General features: G+C 39.0%; 16 protein-coding genes and 2 riboswitches. Of the genes, 2 read left to right on the forward strand and 14 right to left on the reverse strand.

The features are described 5' to 3' along the window. Position 1: 1 nt before the first annotated feature. From G7074_RS23465 to G7074_RS23500, 8 genes are all read right to left on the reverse strand, one after another. Complete coding sequence (locus G7074_RS23465) at positions 2 to 724, reverse strand: adenine nucleotide alpha hydrolase (protein ID WP_166211676.1); 723 nt, start codon at positions 722 to 724, stop codon at positions 2 to 4. Continuing rightward, positions 717 to 1,400: an NAD-dependent deacylase gene (locus tag G7074_RS23470; RefSeq protein ID WP_124561485.1), complete on the reverse strand. Its 684-nt coding sequence runs from the start codon at positions 1,398 to 1,400 to the stop codon at positions 717 to 719. The genes G7074_RS23465 and G7074_RS23470 overlap by 8 nt, the downstream gene beginning before the upstream one ends. A 41-nt stretch (positions 1,401 to 1,441) precedes the next feature. After that, entirely contained in the window at positions 1,442 to 2,374 is a 933-nt protein-coding gene (locus tag G7074_RS23475) for an ABC transporter substrate-binding protein (protein WP_166211679.1), read from the reverse strand. A gap of 104 nt (positions 2,375 to 2,478) precedes the next feature. Next, positions 2,479 to 3,072: a DUF6580 family putative transport protein gene (locus G7074_RS23480; RefSeq protein WP_124561487.1), complete on the reverse strand. Its 594-nt coding sequence runs from the start codon at positions 3,070 to 3,072 to the stop codon at positions 2,479 to 2,481. A 38-nt stretch (positions 3,073 to 3,110) separates the two neighbouring features. Beyond that, entirely contained in the window at positions 3,111 to 4,976 is a 1,866-nt protein-coding gene (locus tag G7074_RS23485; protein ID WP_124561488.1) for a TonB-dependent siderophore receptor, read from the reverse strand. 98 nt (positions 4,977 to 5,074) lie between these two features. Further along, positions 5,075 to 5,269: riboswitch (cobalamin riboswitch) on the reverse strand. 639 nt (positions 5,270 to 5,908) lie between these two features. Then, positions 5,909 to 7,030: a PKD domain-containing protein gene (locus tag G7074_RS23490; RefSeq protein ID WP_166211681.1), complete on the reverse strand. Its 1,122-nt coding sequence runs from the start codon at positions 7,028 to 7,030 to the stop codon at positions 5,909 to 5,911. Between the two features lie 16 nt (positions 7,031 to 7,046). Next, complete coding sequence (locus G7074_RS23495; protein WP_166211684.1) at positions 7,047 to 8,150, reverse strand: YncE family protein; 1,104 nt, start codon at positions 8,148 to 8,150, stop codon at positions 7,047 to 7,049. Between the two features lie 19 nt (positions 8,151 to 8,169). Then, positions 8,170 to 10,203 carry a TonB-dependent siderophore receptor gene (locus tag G7074_RS23500; RefSeq protein ID WP_166211687.1) on the reverse strand — a complete coding sequence of 678 codons (2,034 nt, stop codon included), beginning with the start codon at positions 10,201 to 10,203 and terminating at the stop codon, positions 8,170 to 8,172. Between the two features lie 94 nt (positions 10,204 to 10,297). Then, a riboswitch (cobalamin riboswitch) is annotated at positions 10,298 to 10,492 on the reverse strand. Between the two features lie 84 nt (positions 10,493 to 10,576). Between G7074_RS23500 and G7074_RS23505 the strand changes: the two genes are divergently transcribed. Both G7074_RS23505 and G7074_RS23510 read left to right on the forward strand, forming a co-directional pair. Further along, positions 10,577 to 11,824 (forward strand): serine hydrolase, encoded by a 1,248-nt coding sequence (locus G7074_RS23505; RefSeq protein ID WP_166211690.1) that lies wholly within the window; start codon positions 10,577 to 10,579, stop codon positions 11,822 to 11,824. Positions 11,825 to 11,936: 112 nt separating this feature from the next. Then, positions 11,937 to 13,340 (forward strand): sigma-54 dependent transcriptional regulator, encoded by a 1,404-nt coding sequence (locus G7074_RS23510; RefSeq protein WP_124561493.1) that lies wholly within the window; start codon positions 11,937 to 11,939, stop codon positions 13,338 to 13,340. Between the two features lie 190 nt (positions 13,341 to 13,530). On the opposite strand, the gene G7074_RS27735 is transcribed toward G7074_RS23510, so the two are convergent. The 6 genes from G7074_RS27735 to gatB form a co-directional block, all read right to left on the reverse strand. Next, complete coding sequence (locus G7074_RS27735) at positions 13,531 to 14,322, reverse strand: chloride channel protein (RefSeq protein WP_255456755.1); 792 nt, start codon at positions 14,320 to 14,322, stop codon at positions 13,531 to 13,533. Positions 14,323 to 14,348: 26 nt separating this feature from the next. Further along, on the reverse strand, positions 14,349 to 15,320 hold the full coding sequence (locus G7074_RS27385) for a chloride channel protein (protein WP_255456756.1): 972 nt from the start codon (positions 15,318 to 15,320) through the stop codon (positions 14,349 to 14,351). A 37-nt stretch (positions 15,321 to 15,357) separates the two neighbouring features. Continuing rightward, positions 15,358 to 16,080: an RluA family pseudouridine synthase gene (locus tag G7074_RS23520; protein ID WP_124561495.1), complete on the reverse strand. Its 723-nt coding sequence runs from the start codon at positions 16,078 to 16,080 to the stop codon at positions 15,358 to 15,360. A 193-nt stretch (positions 16,081 to 16,273) separates the two neighbouring features. Continuing rightward, entirely contained in the window at positions 16,274 to 16,963 is a 690-nt protein-coding gene (locus G7074_RS23525; protein ID WP_113951181.1) for a response regulator transcription factor, read from the reverse strand. 103 nt (positions 16,964 to 17,066) lie between these two features. Further along, positions 17,067 to 18,179 (reverse strand): TlpA disulfide reductase family protein, encoded by a 1,113-nt coding sequence (locus G7074_RS23530; RefSeq protein ID WP_166211693.1) that lies wholly within the window; start codon positions 18,177 to 18,179, stop codon positions 17,067 to 17,069. Continuing rightward, a complete protein-coding gene (gene gatB / locus G7074_RS23535; protein ID WP_166211696.1) occupies positions 18,179 to 19,630 on the reverse strand; it encodes an Asp-tRNA(Asn)/Glu-tRNA(Gln) amidotransferase subunit GatB in 1,452 nt (483 codons plus the stop codon). The genes G7074_RS23530 and gatB overlap by 1 nt, the downstream gene beginning before the upstream one ends. Positions 19,631 to 19,936 lie beyond the last annotated feature (306 nt).

Raw genomic sequence — 19,936 nt, forward strand, 5'->3', positions numbered from 1 at the left:
ATTATTCAACTAAATCGGTATACCAAAAGCCCGAAAGCTCCGTAGTCGAGCAGGGAGAATCACTTTCTGAAGCAGTTTTTGCAGGCGCATTATAAGTCCTAAAAACCTGCTCACCGACTGAAAAAGCGATTTTTTGTTTAAACACAGGCCCTTCAAAAGCGAAAGTATGAAATTCACCATTTTCGCCACAGGGATCAATTTCAAGGGGAAGGCTATTAATCAAATCCTCACTGATTACTTTTCCACATATATCTTTTAGGTTTTGCTGCGTACAAACAATGATGGTTTTATAGTCCAAACCTATAAACTCGCTGATCAGTCGCCTTGTATCTTTCTGCCAAAGCGGAAAAATAGCTTTGAGACCAATTTCTGCCAACTTATCTTCACGGTATAAACGAAGGTCTTCCAGAAAAATATCACCAAAAATAGAATGCGTAATACCTTCTGCTTTAAATTTACTGAGGTGGGTACGCATGGTATTATCGTAAGTTTCCATATCGGGCATTTCTCCCAAACGGATCTGATATAAAGGAATACCAATGCTTTCGGCTTGTCTAATCAGCAAAGCCTCTCTAACACCGTGCATCGAAACGCGGTTGTATTGTTCGGTAACAGTAGTAACCATGTACCTGATTTCGATTGTGGGGTCCTGAAGGGCATAGTGGAGTGCCAGTGTACTGTCTTTACCGCCACTCCAGTTGAAAATGCAGATTTTCTTATCCATTTGTTAAAATACTTTTCAGCTGCTCCATCCCGTTTACGGCATTTTGCTCAATGGTAATTACATGCTGATATCGTTTAACATCAGGGGTTTTAGGATCAATAATGTATTTTTTTACTTCTCGCGGAACGAAATCGATTAGTCCGGCTGCGGGATAAACTGCCAGTGAAGTCCCAATCAGCACAAATAAATCAGCTTGTTTGCAGATTTTAGCAGCCACTTCAATCATCGGCACAGCTTCGCCAAACCATACTACATGAGGCCGTAACTGAGAACCTAATTTACAGCGTTCGCCCATTTTAATTTCTGTTCCCTCAATGGGGTAAGTTAAACTGGGCCGCAAACTCGATTGCGAACGGGTTATGATGCCATGCAGGTGCGTAACCTTAGTTGATCCGGCACGCTCATGCAAATCGTCTATATTCTGGGTAACAATCTCTACATCGAAATCTTTCTCCAGTTCCGCGAGTATGTAATGCGCTGCATTGGGTTGAGCCGCTACCACCTGCCGTCTTCTTTCGTTATAAAACTCCTGTACTAACTCCGGATTTCTTTCCCAAGCCTCGGGAGTAGCCACATCGTACACGTTATATCCTTCCCACAAACCGTCCGAATCCCGAAAAGTTTTCAATCCACTTTCGGCACTAATCCCCGCTCCTGTTAAAACAACTAATTTCATAAGATGATTACACCGATTAATAGATTACACTGAGTTAATGATTATACGGATTGAAGTGATTGAGCATAATTGATAAACTTTTTAGCTATCCTTTCATCTGCTTTAAAGATCTGCGGATGAAACATACAGGCTAAAGCTTCAATACCTTCTACCAGAGTGCCTACACTAGGCTGGGTAAACATATCAAAATCTGCAATGTACACCTGATTGTTTTTTACAGCTTCCAAATCATTCCAGCCCGTTTTAGTTGTAAGCAAACTCATTTCTTCGAGGCTGCGTTTTTGATCGAAGCCACAAGGTGCAATAATCAAAACCTCAGGATTATACTTTACAATCTTTTCCCATGGGGTAACAATCGAATCGCCTGCAGGGTTAGAAAGCATATCAACCCCTCCTGCTGCTGCAATCTGAAAGGGAATCCAGTGCCCGCAATTGTATATAGGCTCTATCCATTCCATTAGCATCACACGCTTCAAAGGTGATTTGCTTTCCCGCAGTTTATCTAAAATCTGATCGGTTTTCTGCTGTAATCCTGCCAGATAGCTAAAAGCTACTTCTTCTTTTCCCAATGCCCTGGCAATGGTAATGGCGCATTCGAAAACATCCTGCAGGTTATTGGGCGAAAGCGGCACCAAAGTTGGCTGCTTGCTCAGTTTCATTACTGCAGTTTCGGTACAAACTGTATCTATGTTGCATACTTCGCAAATATCCTGCGTAAATACAACATCAGGCGCAATGCTTTCCAGAAGTGCATCATCTACCCAGTACAGACTTTTGCCCTGTGCTTTGGATGCAGAAAAAATCCGGTCGATTTCTATACTCGAATAGTTTTTACCTTCCAGGATACAGCGTACTACCTTGGGTTGATCTGCTGCTTCTTTCGGACATTCGAAGGTTACACCATGCAGGTAATCCTGAAGGCCCATATCGTAAATCATTTTTGTGGCAGCGGGTAAAAAAGAAACGACTTTCATTTGATGTAAAATGGAAAAGGTAAAATGTAATTGAATATTCTAAGTTAAAAAAAATCCTCTTTTGAACTGAGTCAAAAGAGGATTTCTATTTTTAAAAGGTATTATTATGCAGCTTGTGCTTCTAATTTTAATACCGGATATTTTGCTTTTAAAATCTCGAAAGCGCCAAAAAGTAAGGCTCCATAAATAACTGTTCCTTCTAAGAATCTAATTTCGAATGGAATAGCTTTAACCAAACAGTTCCAGTAACCTGCTAAATCCTGGGTATATGCCGGATTATTAATCCAAACACCCAAGTCGGTAACCAACCAATGGATAAGCACAATAGTTAATGTTGAGGCCAATAAATTTACCACGTTTACATTTTTAAGCAGAATTCTACCTACTAAAACCATTAACGCAAAAGCAATATAGGTCCAATACCAGCCCTGGTACAAAAATGAACCCCCACTGTATTTACTGAAAATGGTTGAAGCTAAAATAAAGTCGCTTAAAAACAAACTCAACAACGGAAAAGCAAAAGCTTTGGCGTGATCTTTAAAATAGGCACCACCGAATAAGGCAACCGCTCCGATTGAGGAGAAATTAGCAAATTTCAGTTCATCTGAATTAAATGTTACCAGTAAACGGAAAGCCGTAATCACCAATATCATTAATAGCAGTATTAAGGTGCGCGGATTAAACTTTAAATGAGACATTGTATTTTGGTTATTATTTAAGCAAAGTTAATTTTTTATTAGCGTATATTAAAACTTACGCCTGTATTAAAGTTAAAGCCAGGTGTATTGTAGCCAATAATTTCACTGTATTTTGCATTCAGGATATTTTTGGCATCAAAGAATACTTTTACGCGTTTTTTAGCCAAAGCATATTCTACGTAAGCATTTAGCAATTTATACGATGGCAGCTCTTCGTTTAAATAAGATATAAAATTGGTATCGAAACGTTTACCAAAGTAACGGTAATTGGCGCTGATGTATAAGTTTTGAGTTGCCTGTGCACCCGCTGTAATACCAAAAGTATTTTTCGGTCTGCGGATCAGGAAATCTACAGTTCCGGTATTTCCTTCAACATAAGCATAATAACCATTAACATTAAATACACTAAACTTAACTGCCGGCTCTACCTCTACTCCTTTAAATTTCTGGTTTCCCTGGTTAATATAACCTGTAGTGTAAACAATAGCATCGGTTAAATCGCGTTTAAAACCAGCTACACGCAAGCTAAACTGATCATCGGCAAAGCTCAGGTTTACACCTGCTTCGTAGTTCTGCGATTTTTCTGGCTTCAGGTTTAAATTAGCTCCATATTGTCCGAAAAGCATGTTTAAGCTAGGCACTTTGAACGCTGTAGATACCGTTCCAAACAACTTCACTTCTTTAATGATATTGATGGTTGGGGTTACCGAGTAAGTATAGTTTTCGCCATATTGATCGTGTTTGTTGTAACGGCCGCCTACCTCAAGGTTAAACACACTTAAATCGTGTAAAAACAACGATCCATAAGCTGCAAAAATGTTGGTTGTCGGATTGCTTGAATTGGTAATCAGTTTTGTTTTGCGGTTATCGATACCTACTAATAAATCTAATTTATTACCCAATTTCTGATTGTAGAATAAATCGATCAGGTTCATTTTACCGTAATTTACAAAATTACTGGCAAAGCCCATGAAGCTCGAATTTACATCGTTCGAGTTGCTTTCGTGACTATAGTTTAAAGTAATTTTTCCGGTATTGAGTTTGTATTCGGCATTAAAACCTCCGCTAAACTGCTTCAATATCGAATTATTGGCTGGTAAACCATCAGCAAAAGCGCCTTCATCTATTTTATAGTTACCATAGAAATAACGTAAAAACGGATTAACAGAAAGGCGCTTATCCAGTTGAATACCGAAATTAGCATTAACCCCATCCGTTTTAAAGCCATCTTTATCAAATTCGGCTGTGCTGCCTGCCGGCGCTACCGCTTCCGAAATACCATCGGTTTTAAGGTGTGTATAGTTAATGTTGTAAGAAAAACCTTCAACACCACCATTCAAGCCAATTGTTCCTTTATACGTTTCAAAACTTCCGGCACTGGCTACACCATAAATGGTATTTCCTTTTGGTCCGCCTTTTTTGGTTACAATATTAATTACCCCTGCTACTGCATCTGAACCATAAATGGTAGACTGGCCACCTCTTAAAATTTCGATATGATCAATCTGATCGATTGAGAATAAACGTAAATCGAATGTTCCGCTGATACTTGAAGGATCGTTCTGTACAATTCCATCAATTAATACCAACGTATAACCGCTAGCCGAGCCCCTGAAAAAGATACTCTTATCCTTACCCTGACTGCTGTTTCCACCGCTGATGATGATACCAGCTTGCTCATTCAATAAATCGGGTAATGATTTTCCGTTGCTGCGCTCCAACACCTCTCTGCTGATGATGCTAACCACTTTACCGGTTTGTGATTGTTTTTGATCGTTTTTGGTGGCAGAAATTACCACATCTTTAAGCTGCAAAGTGTCTTTTTGCTGCGCATTAGCCAACTGGCTAATCATTAGCTGCGCCAGACCTAAACCAGCAGCGGCTAAAATTGTTGTTTTGTTCATTTTGATGGTTAGTTTTACCTATAGCCAACAGATTGTAAAAAGAAATGAAAATACGTAAACGTTAAGTACTTCAAAACCCAGCTTCAATCCCCGAAAGCTACGAAATTAATGCTAGAGGCAGGTCTTCTGACTTACTCCCGGTTTTCTGCCTTCCCATTCCGGCGAGCTGGAGCAGTGGCGAAAGAATAGAAAAACCGTTACAGAGCTTACAGCTGCGGGACAGTTACAGATTTACACTGTATTCCCTTTTAATTCCGGATGTAATGCCGGAAACCAAAAGCGCCGCAAATGTAATAAAAAAAATACAACAACAATAGAATGTAAAATTTATTAGCACCAGGGCTTTTCCTGTGATCTAAACGAGCAATTTTTCCGTTATCGAGAAATGACGATCACCTTTTAAATCTGCGACCTTTACTGTGTAATCAGCGGGAAATATTCGCTAACCATTTTCGCGCAGATTTAATGATGAACGCAGATAAAATAAAGACTAAGCGCTTATGACTAAATATTAAACGTATCAGGCGAATTACCGAAACCAACTAGCCTGATACAAATTCATTATGATTAGATATGTTTTGTATGTAATTCAATACATTTTGAGTGTCGCGTGATATGATTTCAGTCTTCTTTGATATAATTTGTATGTAATTCGATACGTTTTGAGTCTTGCATGATACTTCTTCAGTGTAATTTGATACTTTTTGTATGTAATTAAATACGCTTTGGGTCTTGCATGACATGATTTCAGTCTTTTTTGATATGATTTGTATGTAATTCGATACGTTTTGAGTCTTGCAAGAAAATATTTTAAACTAACCAGATGCAGATTAACTCTTGTTAGTATTTATTAAAAACGATGTAAACGAAAAAGGCCTGCACCAGGCAGGCCTTCTTTTATTGAGACGTTATTTATAGGTAGATGCTCGTATTTATTTGATCCCTAAATCAACTGCACCTTTAACTTCAGTAGAAATTTCTCCAAGGCTACCTGCATCGGCACTTTGGCCAGTATACACCTTAACAAAATCGATTGTTTTTAAATCAACTTTGTTTCCGCTTTTATCAACCGCCAACGATAAATCGAAGCTGTTATACAGATTGGTTTTGTAATCATCGCCTGTAGAATAACTGTCGGTATAGCCCCAATCAAAAGGAGAACTGATCACAATACTACCTACCTTACCTGTTGATGGCGGTAATAAGGTACCTTTAAACGTAATTGTTTCCTGATTTGCAGCAAATTCAGGGTAAAAATTGTGTTTGTGAAAATTATTAACCTTCACTTCGCCGCTATTTCCCTGGTTATCTTTCCAGGTTACATTTGCAAACGCTTTAGGGTTGGTATAGGTAATCTCATAGTTTTTAATGGTTGTAGCTTTGGTGTACTCGCTTCCGGCCAATTCATACCATTCATCGTCAGCAAGGCCATTACCATTGCTATCCTGACTAACCATTACAACGCCTGGTTCAGAAAAATGATAAGGAGCACCTGATGGGTTACCATAAATGGCAAGATCGTTACCTGTGTTATTAACTACCGAGTGGTCGAAACCGAAAATAATGTAGCCACCAAAGCCACCTAAAGAGATTAAGTTAGTGGTACTTCCAATTAATTTCTGCGCCTGTTCTGGTTTACCTAAAGTTTCGTTTACAAATTGCCCTGGTGCAGGTAAATAATCTAAAATCCGGCTAATAAATTTGCTGCTTGCAGGTGTAATCTCAACCACCGGAACCGGAACGGTAATGGTGTAAGTATGTGTAAATTCGCCAGCTTCGTTATAACCCTTGTACGCTAAAACATAAGTACCGGCTTTTGTGGCAGTAAAGTTATAGTTGTAAATGGTACTTACCACTTTGCCATCTAATTTCCATTCGTGCTGAAAAGCCTGGCCATTGTTTGTACCTGCGCTAAAATTGGTTGCTACCGCTACCTTAGCTTGTACTGCATCTGTTTTAACCAGTAGATTTACATCAGGCCCGAGTACGTTATCTTTCTTACAACTGAATAAGAACAGACAGAAAACCATGGCATAGTTTATTGATTTTTTCATTTTGTGTGTGTTTATGTTATTTAAATAAGAATGCAATGTGTGCCGGAATATCGCCGGTGGTAAACGTAAATTTCTTTTTGCCTGCTTTATCGAAACAGTAAATGATACCTGGAGTAACATAATCCCTGGCATCGGTTACAAAAATATCTCCTGATGTTGGATCTACTGCAATGCCATAAGGGAGTGTAATTGAAGCTTCAGTACCATCGGTTATAAAATTATTACTTGCAACTGTTTCATCTTTTACGTTAAGTTTCACGTAGGTTGATTTTGAGGTAGCGTAGCTGTAAGAAAACAGGTAAGCGTCATCATCATTAATCCAGAAGTCGCTAACAGGAACATTGAAGTTCTTTTTAACAGCATCGGTTTTGGTGTCGATTACATACAGCGACGAAGCAATGGCTGCATAATCACCTCTCGAAATCACATACACATCACCATACTTATCGGCTTTTAAATGGTGAAGGTTAATGGCAACATCAATTTTTTTAATCTCGGTATTGGTTGTTAAATCAATTACCGATACAGTTCTGTCGTAGTTTGGATAGTTGTAACCACCAGAATTGGCCACATAGAGTTTGGTACCTACAACCGCCATTTCTTCGGGTTGATTACCTACCGTTATTTTAGTTTTAATGGTACTCAAAGCAGTGGTATCTACTACGGCTACATAGCCATCATAAGATGTGATATAAGCGAAATTCTTATAAAAGGTAACATAACGCGGGTTGTTGATATCCAGTTTAGCCACCTGCTTTGCGTTGCTGGCATTTAAAATTTCTACTTTATTGCTTCCGTTTACAACAACATACATTTTAGCGCCGTAAATTTTGATGTCGTTACCCACATCGCCCAGGCCTAAAGTAACAGCCGGATTGGCTGCGCCAAATATATTCCTCGTGTATTTCCCATCATCATAGCTATAGTAATCTAAAGATGATTTGTTAGAACCCCAGTTGCCTTCATTCAAAACATATAAGCCCTTTACGGTTAATGATGGGGTTTTGGCTCCCTGTTCAGCGTCTTCATCTACCGGGGTATCTTTTCTACAGGCAAATGCCAGGGCTGTTAAAAGCAAAAAGCCGGTTAGTTTTAAAACGTGGTGTAATTTGTATTTCATATCGTGATTTTAAATTGGTTTAAAAATTAGCGGATAAAGTAAGTCGGTAGTTACGACCAGGCATTGGATAGTTAAGTACCACATCGTAATACTGGTTAAAAACATTATTGATTTCGGCATTGATGAAGAACCTGCTTTGGTGGTAAAAAAAATTTGCACCAAGTGCTAAATCGTGGGTGTACCACGGCTTAACATAGTTAGCTGCTATATTGGCCTTTTGGCTATATCGTTCGCCGGTGTAGATGTAACCATAATTAAACACCAGGTTTTTATAATCAATTCCAAATCTTGCCGATCCGCTATGTACAGGGATGTAGGGAATCTGATCGCCATACCTGAAGGCTGTGGTACTAATATCTACTGCTTTTTCGAAGGTATAATTCGCACTTGCCTTCAGCTTCAACTGTAAATCTAAATCCCAAACCGTTTGAATATTGGTTTCGAAGCCTCTGATACGCACACGATCGAGGTTAACCATGGTCCATCTGCCTAAATTATTACCTGGAATGGCTACAATCTTATCTTTTACCAGATTATAATAGGCATCAGTCTGAAGGGATAAATAAGCAAGGCGCCTCCCGTTTGAAGTATGTCCGTAAGTAAAACCCAGGTCGTATTGACTGGTGTATTCGGGTTTTAGCTTGGAGTTTCCAATAAACGTGTAATAGAGGTCGTTAAAAGTGGGCATCCGGAAAATGGATTTGTAAAAACTGCGAATGCGGAAATCTTTGGTTTGAAAAGGTTGCCACGATGCCATTAAAGCCGGAGTATATTCCTGCCTGTTGGCTGATTGATTACCATTTTTAACCTGCTCTGCAATCAGGGTTGCTAAAACATTGGCTTGTATACTCAATCTTTTTAGGTTTAAGGCGCTCGCAAGTGCTACTAAACCGGTATTACGTTTAGGGTAAGCAAAATCGTACAAATTGGCATCTAACTGTTGTAAACTGTAATCTGTAGCCAGCGAAACCTCCCAAATACCCGATATTTTATAAAGATTGACTGCAGAGATGTACCATTCCGTTTCGGTAAAGCGGTTGTCTAAAAAGCCGTTTTGTTGTTTAAATTCGGGATCGAGGTAACGCATAAAACTATATGCATACTTCGTATTGAACATAAAATTATAGCGGGCACTCCTTTTATTCTGGTACGAAGCCTGAATAAAACTATTATCGTCCCACTGGCGCTGTGTAAAGGTAAACCTGTTCGAAACAATAGCCCCGGGCAGTCCGCGTGCCGAATTGTAGTTGTATAATTTAAGGTTCCACTTGCTGCTATCAGGCAATAAGCCAAACAGCGTTGCTTCTACCCTTGCCGATTTAACATCGCTGTTATTCCGGATAATGGTGGTATCGTAAGCCAGTTCTTTATACCTGAATTTATATTTGCCGTTGGATTCTAAATAGCTGGCATCTAAAAGGAGAGAGATTTTATTGCTGATTTTTTGTTTATAACTGATATTCGGGTTAATCAATCCGAATGAGCCGGTTTTTAAACCAACGCCCAACCCATACTTTTTCCCTTCATTAAAAGCAGGTTGTGCTGTTCGAAGGTAAAGTGCACTGGCTGCTGCATAACTTCTGGCTGGCATCAGTAATTCGGGTTTTTGACCAACATAAACAGCAATCTCTTCGAGGTTATCTAATGAAAACTTGCCTAAATCTACCTGGCCGTTTTGGGCATTTCCAAGCTGCACACCATCATAAAAAACAGCAGTATGGTTGCTGCCCATGCTCCTTACATTAATAGTTTTTAAACCGCCAACACCTCCGTAATCTTTTAATTGTACACCGGCGAAATAGCGTATGGCATCGGCAACCGAAAGACTGTTCAGGCGTTTTAATTCCGTCCCTATGAGTATTTGTACCGGAGTTGGCGATAAATTTACCTTTGAGTTTTTATACTCTGTTATTTTAACATCCTGCAATTGATTGGCCTTTGCGGTATCAATCTGCGCGACTGAAATAGCAGGCAAAAGAATGCCCGTGCCCAATAGCGGTGCCAGCAAAAAGAAAAACCTGGTGCTTAGTAAAACACCTTTAATTTTGATCATTTGATTGTGAGTTTAACCCACAGCCAACAGATAGAAAAGAAATGAAAATACGAAAAACGTAAGTACCTCACCCCTAGCTTCAATCCACGAAAGCTATGAAATATAATGCTAAGGCAGGTCTTCTGACTTACTCCCGGTTTTCCGGCCTTCCCATCCCGACAAGTCGGCACAGTGGCAAATGATTGGAAACCCGTTAAGGAGCTTACAGCTGCGGGACAGTTACAGATTTACACTGTATTCCCTTTTAATTCCGGGTGTAATGCCGGAAACCAAAAGCGCCGCAAATGTAAGAAAATTAACCAACATGTAAAATGGATGATGGAAAATGGTCGTTTTAACAGAAAAGGCTAAATTAGGAATCACATTATAACACATGAGAAAAATTTTAACTGTTGTACTTTCGTTAATCAGCTTATCTGCCATGGCGCAAAAAACCGATACCGTGTTTCTCAGGAAACTGATGGAGTCGAAACCCGAACTTTTTTCGGCTGTGCTCAATCATCCGAATAAAAACCAAATACAAATTATGTACACACAGGTTAACCGCGATGCCCAAAACAAGCCCAGCTTTAAAACCTTCAGTTATAATTTAGATCCTCATCACTATTTTTATCCGGCCAGTACCGTTAAACTTGCGGCTGTAATTTTTGCGCTGGAGAAAGTAAACCGTTTAAAAAGCACTGGTTTAACCGCACAAAGTATTATGGTTACAGATAGTGCTTTTAAAGGTCAAACCAAAGTACTAAAAGATACGAGCGCCAGTAATGGTTTGCCATCTGTTGCTCATTACGTTAAAAAGATTTTGCTCACCAGTGATAATGATGCATTTAACCGATTATTTGAATTTATTGGTCGTGCAGAAATTAACCAGAAACTAAAAGCATATGGCTTTAACGACAGCCGGATATTAAACCGTTTAGCCATAGGCGATGCAGGCGAATCAACTAAACACTCCAATCCGGTTAAATTCTATAACAGCAGTCAACTGGTGTACAATCAGCAGGCACAGTATGATCCCAAAGATTATGAACTGAGCTTAACCAATCTCACTATGGGAAAAGGTTACCTGGATAGCGCCGATAAACTGGTAAACAAACCCTTTAGCCTGGCCGGAAAAAATGCCTTCGCGATTAACGATCAGCAGAAATTGATGCAAAAACTGATTTTTCCGGAAGCATTTCCTGCAAAAGAACGGTTTAAATTAACTGCTGATAATTATAAACTCATTTACACCTACATGAGTAAATATCCAACAGAAAGCGATTTTCCTAAACATGATCAGAAAGAATTTTGGCCTACCTATGCTAAAATGCTTTATTACGGCCGCGAGAACATTAGTCCGGATCCAAACATCAGGATCTTTAATAAATATGGCGACAGCTACGGTTATATTATCGACAATTCTTACTTCGTTGATTTTAAAAACGGCATCGAATATTTTTTAACCGCAGTCGTACATAGTAATGAAGACGGCATATTTAACGACAATAAATATGAATACGATACCGTTTGTTTTCCATTTATGAAAAACCTGGGCAAAAGTATTTATGAAGTGGAATTAAAAAGAAGCAAAAAACATAGGCCCGATTTAAGCAAGTTCAAACTCGATTATAAGCATTAAACAGTAAAACCTTTCGTAGCTTTTTGGGTTTATAGCGTATAAATTGTACAAAAAACTATACATTAATTAAAAAATAATATATTCGCATTTCAAATAAAAGAATAAAGCACTAATGGCTAAACTATTAATAATTGACGATGAACGAGCGATAAGAAGTACCTTACGCGAAATTCTGGAATACGAAAATTACGAAGTTGAAGATATCGATAATGGTATTGATGGCCTCGAGATGATCAAAAAAGGGAATTATGATCTCGTACTTTGCGATATCAAGATGAACAAGATGGACGGTATGGAGGTGCTCGAACAAGCCCAGGCCATTAAGCCCGATTTACCTTTTATTATGATATCTGGTCACGGTACAGTAGAAACCGCTATCGAAGCCAGCAAAAAAGGCGCTTTCGATTTTATTTCCAAACCACCTGATTTAAACCGCTTACTAATTACTGTACGCAATGGTTTAGATCGCGGAACTTTGGTAACAGAAACCAAGGTATTAAAGCGTAAAGTAAGTAAAACACGCGAAATACTGGGCGAATCGGAAAGTATTTCGAAAATTAAAGAAACCATCGAACGTGTTGCCCCTACCGAAGCCCGTGTATTAATTACAGGCGCAAATGGCAGTGGTAAAGAACTGGTTGCCCGCTGGTTACACGAAAAATCGAACCGATCAGAAAGCCCTTTAATTGAAGTAAACTGCGCCGCTATTCCTTCAGAACTAATTGAAAGCGAACTATTTGGTCACGAAAAGGGATCGTTTACCTCTGCGGTAAAACAACGCATTGGTAAGTTTGAACTGGCTAACGGCGGCACCTTATTTTTGGATGAGATTGGCGATATGAGCCTTTCGGCTCAGGCAAAAGTGCTTCGTGCATTACAGGAACATAAAATTACCCGTGTTGGTGGCGAAAAGGAAATTGATGTAAACGTGCGTGTTTTAGCCGCAACAAATAAAGATTTATTAAAAGAAATTGAGAATGGTAATTTCCGTATGGATTTGTACCACCGCTTAAATGTAATTAATATTCATGTGCCTCATCTTACCGAACGTACTGATGACATCCCTGTAATTGCGCAAAACTTTTTAGAGCGTATTTGTGGCGATTACGGCATGCCGGTTAAAAAGATAAACGACGGCGGAATGTCGGCCTTACAAGCTTTACCATGGACAGGTAACGTACGTGAGCTGCACAACATGATTGAACGTTTGATTATTTTGAGCGATAAAGTAATTACTGAAAATGATGTGCGTGCTTTTGCCAACCCTGGCGGTGGAACAAACATTGGTGCTGCAACCAGTGCTCAGATTGCCAGCTCAGGCGGCTCAAGCCTTGCTTCTACTTTCGATTCGTTTAATAATTTTCAGGATTATAAAGATCATGCAGAACGCGAGTTTATTAAATTCAAGCTCGAGAAAAACAATTGGAATGTTTCTAAAACGGCCGATGAAATCGACATTCAGCGTAGCCATTTATACAGTAAAATTGAGAAATTTGGTTTAAAAAGAGCTGAGTAGTACGATAAGTTGAAAAGTTTTGAAGTTGGAATGTTTGAAGATTAGCCGGATAGCATTCCAATTTTTTTATGTCAATAAACCAATCGTCATCTCGACTGAAGTGCAACGGAACGGAGAGATCTATCAAGAATATTCACCAAAAGATTTCTCCACTTCTCTCGAAATGACGATAACTGAAGATGAATTGACTCTAACCCATATAATCATTCTGCCGCATCAGCAAGGCCCTGTATTTGTTAAAGATTGCAGTCTTAGAAACGAACCCCAGATAACGGTTTTGTTCAGAGAGTACCGGTAAAATCCATACATTTTCCTGTTCCATCTTTTCCAGTACCATTTTAAGATCATCGGCCTCGGTAAGTGTGTTTGGTGCAGCTTGTACCAAATCTGCAGCCAGTAAGTTTTCCTTATCCGGATTGCCCATCATCTCATTAAACAGCTTTTCGATGTAAATGATACCTTTAAAATCGCCCGTCTCATCGGTAACCGCACAAATATTTTTACCCGATTGTACAATTTCATTCATCTTTAGCGAGAGTACATCATTCAGTTGTAACTGGGGATAACTCTTCTCAATCAGATATTTTAATTTCATCTGGTTCAAAACCGTAGTATCCTTATCCTCGTGAGATAAAAGCTCACCTTTATCAGCCAATACTTTGGTGTAAATAGAATGTTTTTGCGAACCACGGTTAATGGCGTAAGAAATAGCCGTAGTAATCATTAACGGCACCATTAAAATATAGCCTCCCGTAATTTCGGCAATAAGGAAAATACCCGTTAAAGGCGCGTGCATGATGGAACCCAAAGCAGCGGCCATACCCGCCACAATAAAATTCGACACGTTTAACTGCGCCATACCGGATAAATTTACCGTATAGGCAAAAATAAATCCGATTAATCCACCCATGATTAAGCTTGGCGCAAACGTTCCGCCATTACCACCGGCACCTAAGGTAATGAGGGTAGCAAGGGATTTCATGAAAATGGTGACCACAGTAAACAACACTACAATCGCAGGATATTATTGTAATCTTCGAAAATACTGTTGTTAATTACGGCCAGGTAATCGCCTTTTAGTAAGCCTTTCATCGTAATATAGCCTTCGCCATATAATGTTGGAAAAAGAAATACCAAAGCGCCAAGCATTAAACCGCCCACAACTACCTTGGTGTAAGGATCTTTTATTTTATAAAAGAGGCCTTTAATGGCATAATTCGCTTTGGTAAAATAAATGGAAAACAAGCCAATTAAGCCCGCCAAAAGCACATAATAAACCAATGCATCCATTTTCCAACCCTCAGTTACCAAAAAGAACAACTGCTGCGTGTAAAATGCCCTGGCCACCACGGCTGCGGTAGCTGCCGATAAAAGCAGCGGAATAAATGCTGGAATAGTAAACTCGGGAAGCAGAATTTCTATTGCGAAAACAATACCTGCCACCGGACTATAAAAAGCGCCTGCAATACCTGCGGCCGCACCACAAGCCACCAACATGGTAATTTCGCGATAGGAAAGCCCCAGAAAACGGCCCAAATTTGAACCAATGGCCGAACCACTGGTAACTATTGGCGCCTCCAGGCCTGTAGAGCCACCAAAACCAACCGTAACTGCAGCTGTAATTACCTGCGAATAAATGTTGTGGGGTTCTACCCTGCTCGATTTCTTCGAAATAGCATATAACAAAGGTGTTAAACCGGTTTCGAATTTTGTTCTTCGTATAAAATACTTAATATACAAAACGGTTAAAAGGATCCCAATCATCGGAAAAATAAAATACAGGTAGTATTTATATTTCCAATGCCAGTCTGATTGAAGAAACTCTTCGATATGATGGGTTAAACTTTTTAAAGCAGCCGCCGCAAGTCCGGCCAAAACACCTACTATAATAGCCAGAACTACTAAGAAATTACGGTTTGATATCTTTGATTTCCGGTATTGGTTAATCTGATCAAGGTAATTTACAAAGCGGATATACATTTAGTTCTATTTTTACTTTTCAGCAGAAAAACGAAGGTTAAGCGTCAAATTTGTCCAAAAGCTTAATTAAGGTGGCAAAATCTTTTGGATATGGCGCATCGATCACAATGTCTTTATCATCAAGCCCTTTAAACACCAGGTGCCTAGCGTGTAGTGCAAAACGTTTCATGATGGGTTGTTCTTCTTCTCCTTTGGTTAACCTGTAACCTCTTTTGATCGAAGAAAGAAATACGGGTTTTCCTTTATACATATCATCGCCAACAATGGCAGCCCTTTGTGTGGCTAAATGGATGCGGATTTGGTGCATGCGGCCAGTAATAGGCTTGCACTCAACCAAAGTATAGTGTTTATAATATTTTAGCGAATCGAAAATGGTTTCGGCACGTTTTCCCTCAACCCTATCAATGGTTACATTCTTATTTCCATCGTTTAAGATTGGTAAATCGACCATTAGCTCATCAAAAATCACATGACCATCTACCACAGCATGATAGGTTTTATTTACCTTTCTTCTTTCAAACTGCATAGAAGCATGACGATAGCCTTCAGGATTTTTCGCAATAATTAAAGCTCCAGAAGTTTCCTTATCTAAACGGTGACATACCTGTGCATCATAGCTATACTGCTTGGCTAAACGCAAAACATTGGTTTCGCCAGCCGCGCCTCTTTCATCAAGCGATGCTAAGAACGGAGGTTTGTTAATGACAATAAAATCGTTGTCTTCGAAAAGGATAAGGTCTTTAAAATTTGGAAACTTCAAACTGTGCTGTGATTAATGAAGCGCAAAAATACGATTTTATTTTTTAAGCCACCCGTCGCCCTGAATTTATTTCGGGGTCTCATGGATAAAGACGCAGATCTCAATATAAAAAGAGCAACACTTTGCTTAACCAAAACAAAAAAGCCGTCCTAATGCGAGATTAGGACGGCTTATATTTTTAGGTCAATATCAATTAAGATAGCTCAAATTTATATCCCACACCTTTAACCGTCGACACATAGGTTTCGCCTAATTTTTCGCGCAGTTTACGGATATGTACATCGATAGTACGGTTAGTTACCACTACAGAGTCTTCCCAGATATTTTTAAGGATCGATTCGCGGGTGTAAACTTTACCTGGTTTAGAAGCTAAAAGATATAATAATTCGAATTCCTTTTTAGCCAGCACCACTTTATTACCACCTTGAAAAACGAGGTATGCTTCGCGGTCAATTACTAAATCACCAATTTCAAGCTTATTTTCTGATACTTCTTCTGTACCTGCATTTCTTCTTAAAATTGCATTGATGCGGCTTACTAAAGCCCTTGGTTTAATTGGTTTGGCGATATAATCATCGGCACCCACATTAAAACCGGCAATTTCCGAATACTCCTCGCTTCTGGCCGTTAAGAAAACCATAAATGTATTTTTGAATTCAGGAATTGCACGCATTAAACGGCAAGCCTCAATCCCATCCATTTTAGGCATCATAATATCCAGGATAATCAAATCAGGATGAACCTTCTTTGCAACTGTAATTCCCTCCTGACCGTTGGTTGCGGTGAAAACCTGGTACCCCTCTTTCTTTAGGTTGTACTCAATAAGCTCCAGAATATCTGGTTCATCATCAACAATTAATATTTTCTGACCTGCGTTGTTCATAGTTAAATATTTGTTACGAAAGTACTGTCTATGATGCAATATTTAGTTAAGCCTAAGTTAAGAAATTGTTAATTACTTAAATTAGTTTAACATGAAATTTGTTTTAACGTAACGTTTTGGCTAAGAAGTCCTCCAGCGCTGTTCCACGAAGGTTTTTAGCTACAATTTTCCCTGCCGGATCAATCAAATATGAAGTAGGAATCGCTTGCACCTGATATTTTTTTACCGTTTCACCGTTAAAATCTTTCAATTCCGATACATGTGTCCAGGTTAATCCGTCGGCTTTAACTGCACCTAACCAGGCTGCTTTATCGGTATCGAGCGAAATACCCAGAACGTCAAAATTCTTAGTTTTGTATTGATTGTAAACTTTTACCACGTTCGGATTTTCCTGGCGACAAGGCTGGCACCACGATGCCCAAAAATCTACCAATACATATTTTCCTTTATAATCAGCTAAACTAACGGGTTTACCTTCTGCAGTATTAATGGTAAATGCTGGTGCTATTTCGCCAACTTGCACTGCTTTTAACTGCGCCATTTGCTTAACGAAAGCATCTACAGTGGCATTACCTTTAATATCTTGTTTAACCTCATCAGCAAATTTTACCAGTTCAGCTTCAAATTCCTGCGGACTTAAAGTGTTCATGGCATAAAAACTTGCCAACGTACCTTTATTGTCTTTAGCAAATTTTAAGATCTGCGTATTTAACTGATTGATGTAAGATTCGTACTGAGGCTTCATCGATTCTAAAATGGTCGCCCTGTTTTGCGGTTGCGTAGCTACTTTCGCTTCAAAATCAGCCTGTAGTTTTTCAACTTGCTTGGCAAAGGTATTTCTGATACCATTAAGCTCCGATAATTTATCTACCTCGTTTGCACCCGAAATTTTGTACGCCATGGTTTTATCAGCCAAATCAGCTTCCAGTTTAATTGCATCGTCGTTTTTAGCAATCAGCATAAATTCATGGTTACCTACCGATACCCTGAAAAAATCTACAGAAGGGGTTTTACGTATAAACTTAAATTCGCCTTTTTCCGATAAATTAGTCGAATCGATTGCAACCATATTACTATTTTGCATACCATACAAAAACACCTTTTTTTCTGCCCCCGGATTTTGGAAAGTTCCGTCAATCGTGAAGCTATCTTTTGGTTTACATGCGGTGAAAGCAATTGCAATCAGCACAATCAGGCTCAATTGTTTTATTCTCATTATTTCAGTTTTTCAAGTATTAATTCGTTTAATTTTTTTGCATCAGCTTTTCCTTTGGCAAGTTTCATTACATCGCCAACAAACAAGCCTAAAACGCCTTTTTTACCTTTTTTATATGCTTCTACCTGTTGCGGGTATTTATTTAACACTTCATCAATAAAACTTCCCAGTTCATCACCGTTTTCGGTAATTAAAAGATTTAAAGTCTGGGCAAGCTCTGCTACATCCGTACCCGCTTTGGTTTCAATTGCAGGCAATAGTTGTTGTATGGCAATTTGTTGAGTTAGCTTTTTATCATCAACAAGATTAACTGCAACCGCAAGCTGTTCAGGTTTAACCTTATAAACATCAATGGTAATAGCTTTTTCGTTTAAAATAGCCCTAACCGGACCAATGAGCCAGTTAATTAAACTTTTTTTGGTATTTACGAGTGGTAAAGCAGCATTAAAATAAGTTAGTAAAGCTAAATCTTCTGCAAACAAGGCTGCATCGGCCTTACTAATGCTAAACTCCGCAATCATCTTTTTCGAAATCTCATTTGGCAAAGCAGGCATGGCCGATTTAATTTCAGCTAGCCAGCTATCCGAAATGTGAATAGGCTGTAAATCCGGATCGGAAAAATAACGGTAATCGTTTGCTTCTTCTTTGGTACGCATAGGTGAAGTAGTACCATTTTCAGCATCAAAATTAAGCGTACTCTGAATAATTTTTCCTCCGTTGCTAATCACTTCAACCTGACGGCCAAATTCAAAATCCATTGCCCTGCGTACGTTGCGCATGGAGTTTAGGTTTTTCACTTCGCAGCGGGTACCAAATTCAGTTGTGCCCACCGGACGGATTGAAATATTGGCATCGCAACGCAAACTACCTTCTTCCATGTTTCCATCGCTCACATTTAAATGCCTCACCAGTTTCCTGATTTCGCTCAGTAAAGCCGAAGCTTCTTCCGCACTGCGGATATCAGGCTCCGTAACAATCTCAATTAAAGGCACTCCAGCGCGATTCAAATCAACCAACGAATATTGATCATCCTGATCGTGGATACTTTTACCTGCATCTTCTTCTAAATGAATGCGGTTAATACCGATTTTCTTTGTCGATCCATCAGCAAGTTCAACTTCCAGGAAACCGTTAACACAAATTGGCTGATTATCCTGCGTAATCTGATATCCTTTAGGTAAATCGGCATAGAAATAGTTCTTCCTGTCGAAATGATTGATTTGGTTGATGGTACAATTTAACGCCAGGCCAATGCGAACCGCTTTAGCTACCACTTCTTTATTTAGCTTTGGCAAAGCACCGGGCAAGGCCAGCGAAACGGTTGATATATTTTGATTAGGCGAAGCACCGAAAGCAGCACTATCAGCAGAAAATATTTTGGTATTGGTATTTAACTGAACGTGGATTTCCAGTCCTGAAACGAGTTCGAAATTGCTATTTTGTAAAGACATTAAAGCTTTATATGTTAAAATTACAGGCAAATATAGTTATTATTTAGTCTTTCGTTAAAAAAGGCTTGATGGAGAATTTTTTAAAAATCCCTATCAAAACAACCTTTCTTTAACTAACAAATAAACAGCTGACAATCAATAAAATACAAGACAACTGGCAATTTACTCAATACACTGAGTAAAATTACTCCGGTGTATTGAGTAAAACGAATCCGTTAAAGAATGTTAAATCCAAATCACCTAATTAAACTACTCTTTATCTGCGCCGTCTATCCTAATAATTAACACACACAAAACCTTTAATTT

Source organism: Pedobacter sp. HDW13, from assembly GCF_011303555.1.
Taxonomy (GTDB): Bacteria; Bacteroidota; Bacteroidia; order Sphingobacteriales; family Sphingobacteriaceae; genus Pedobacter.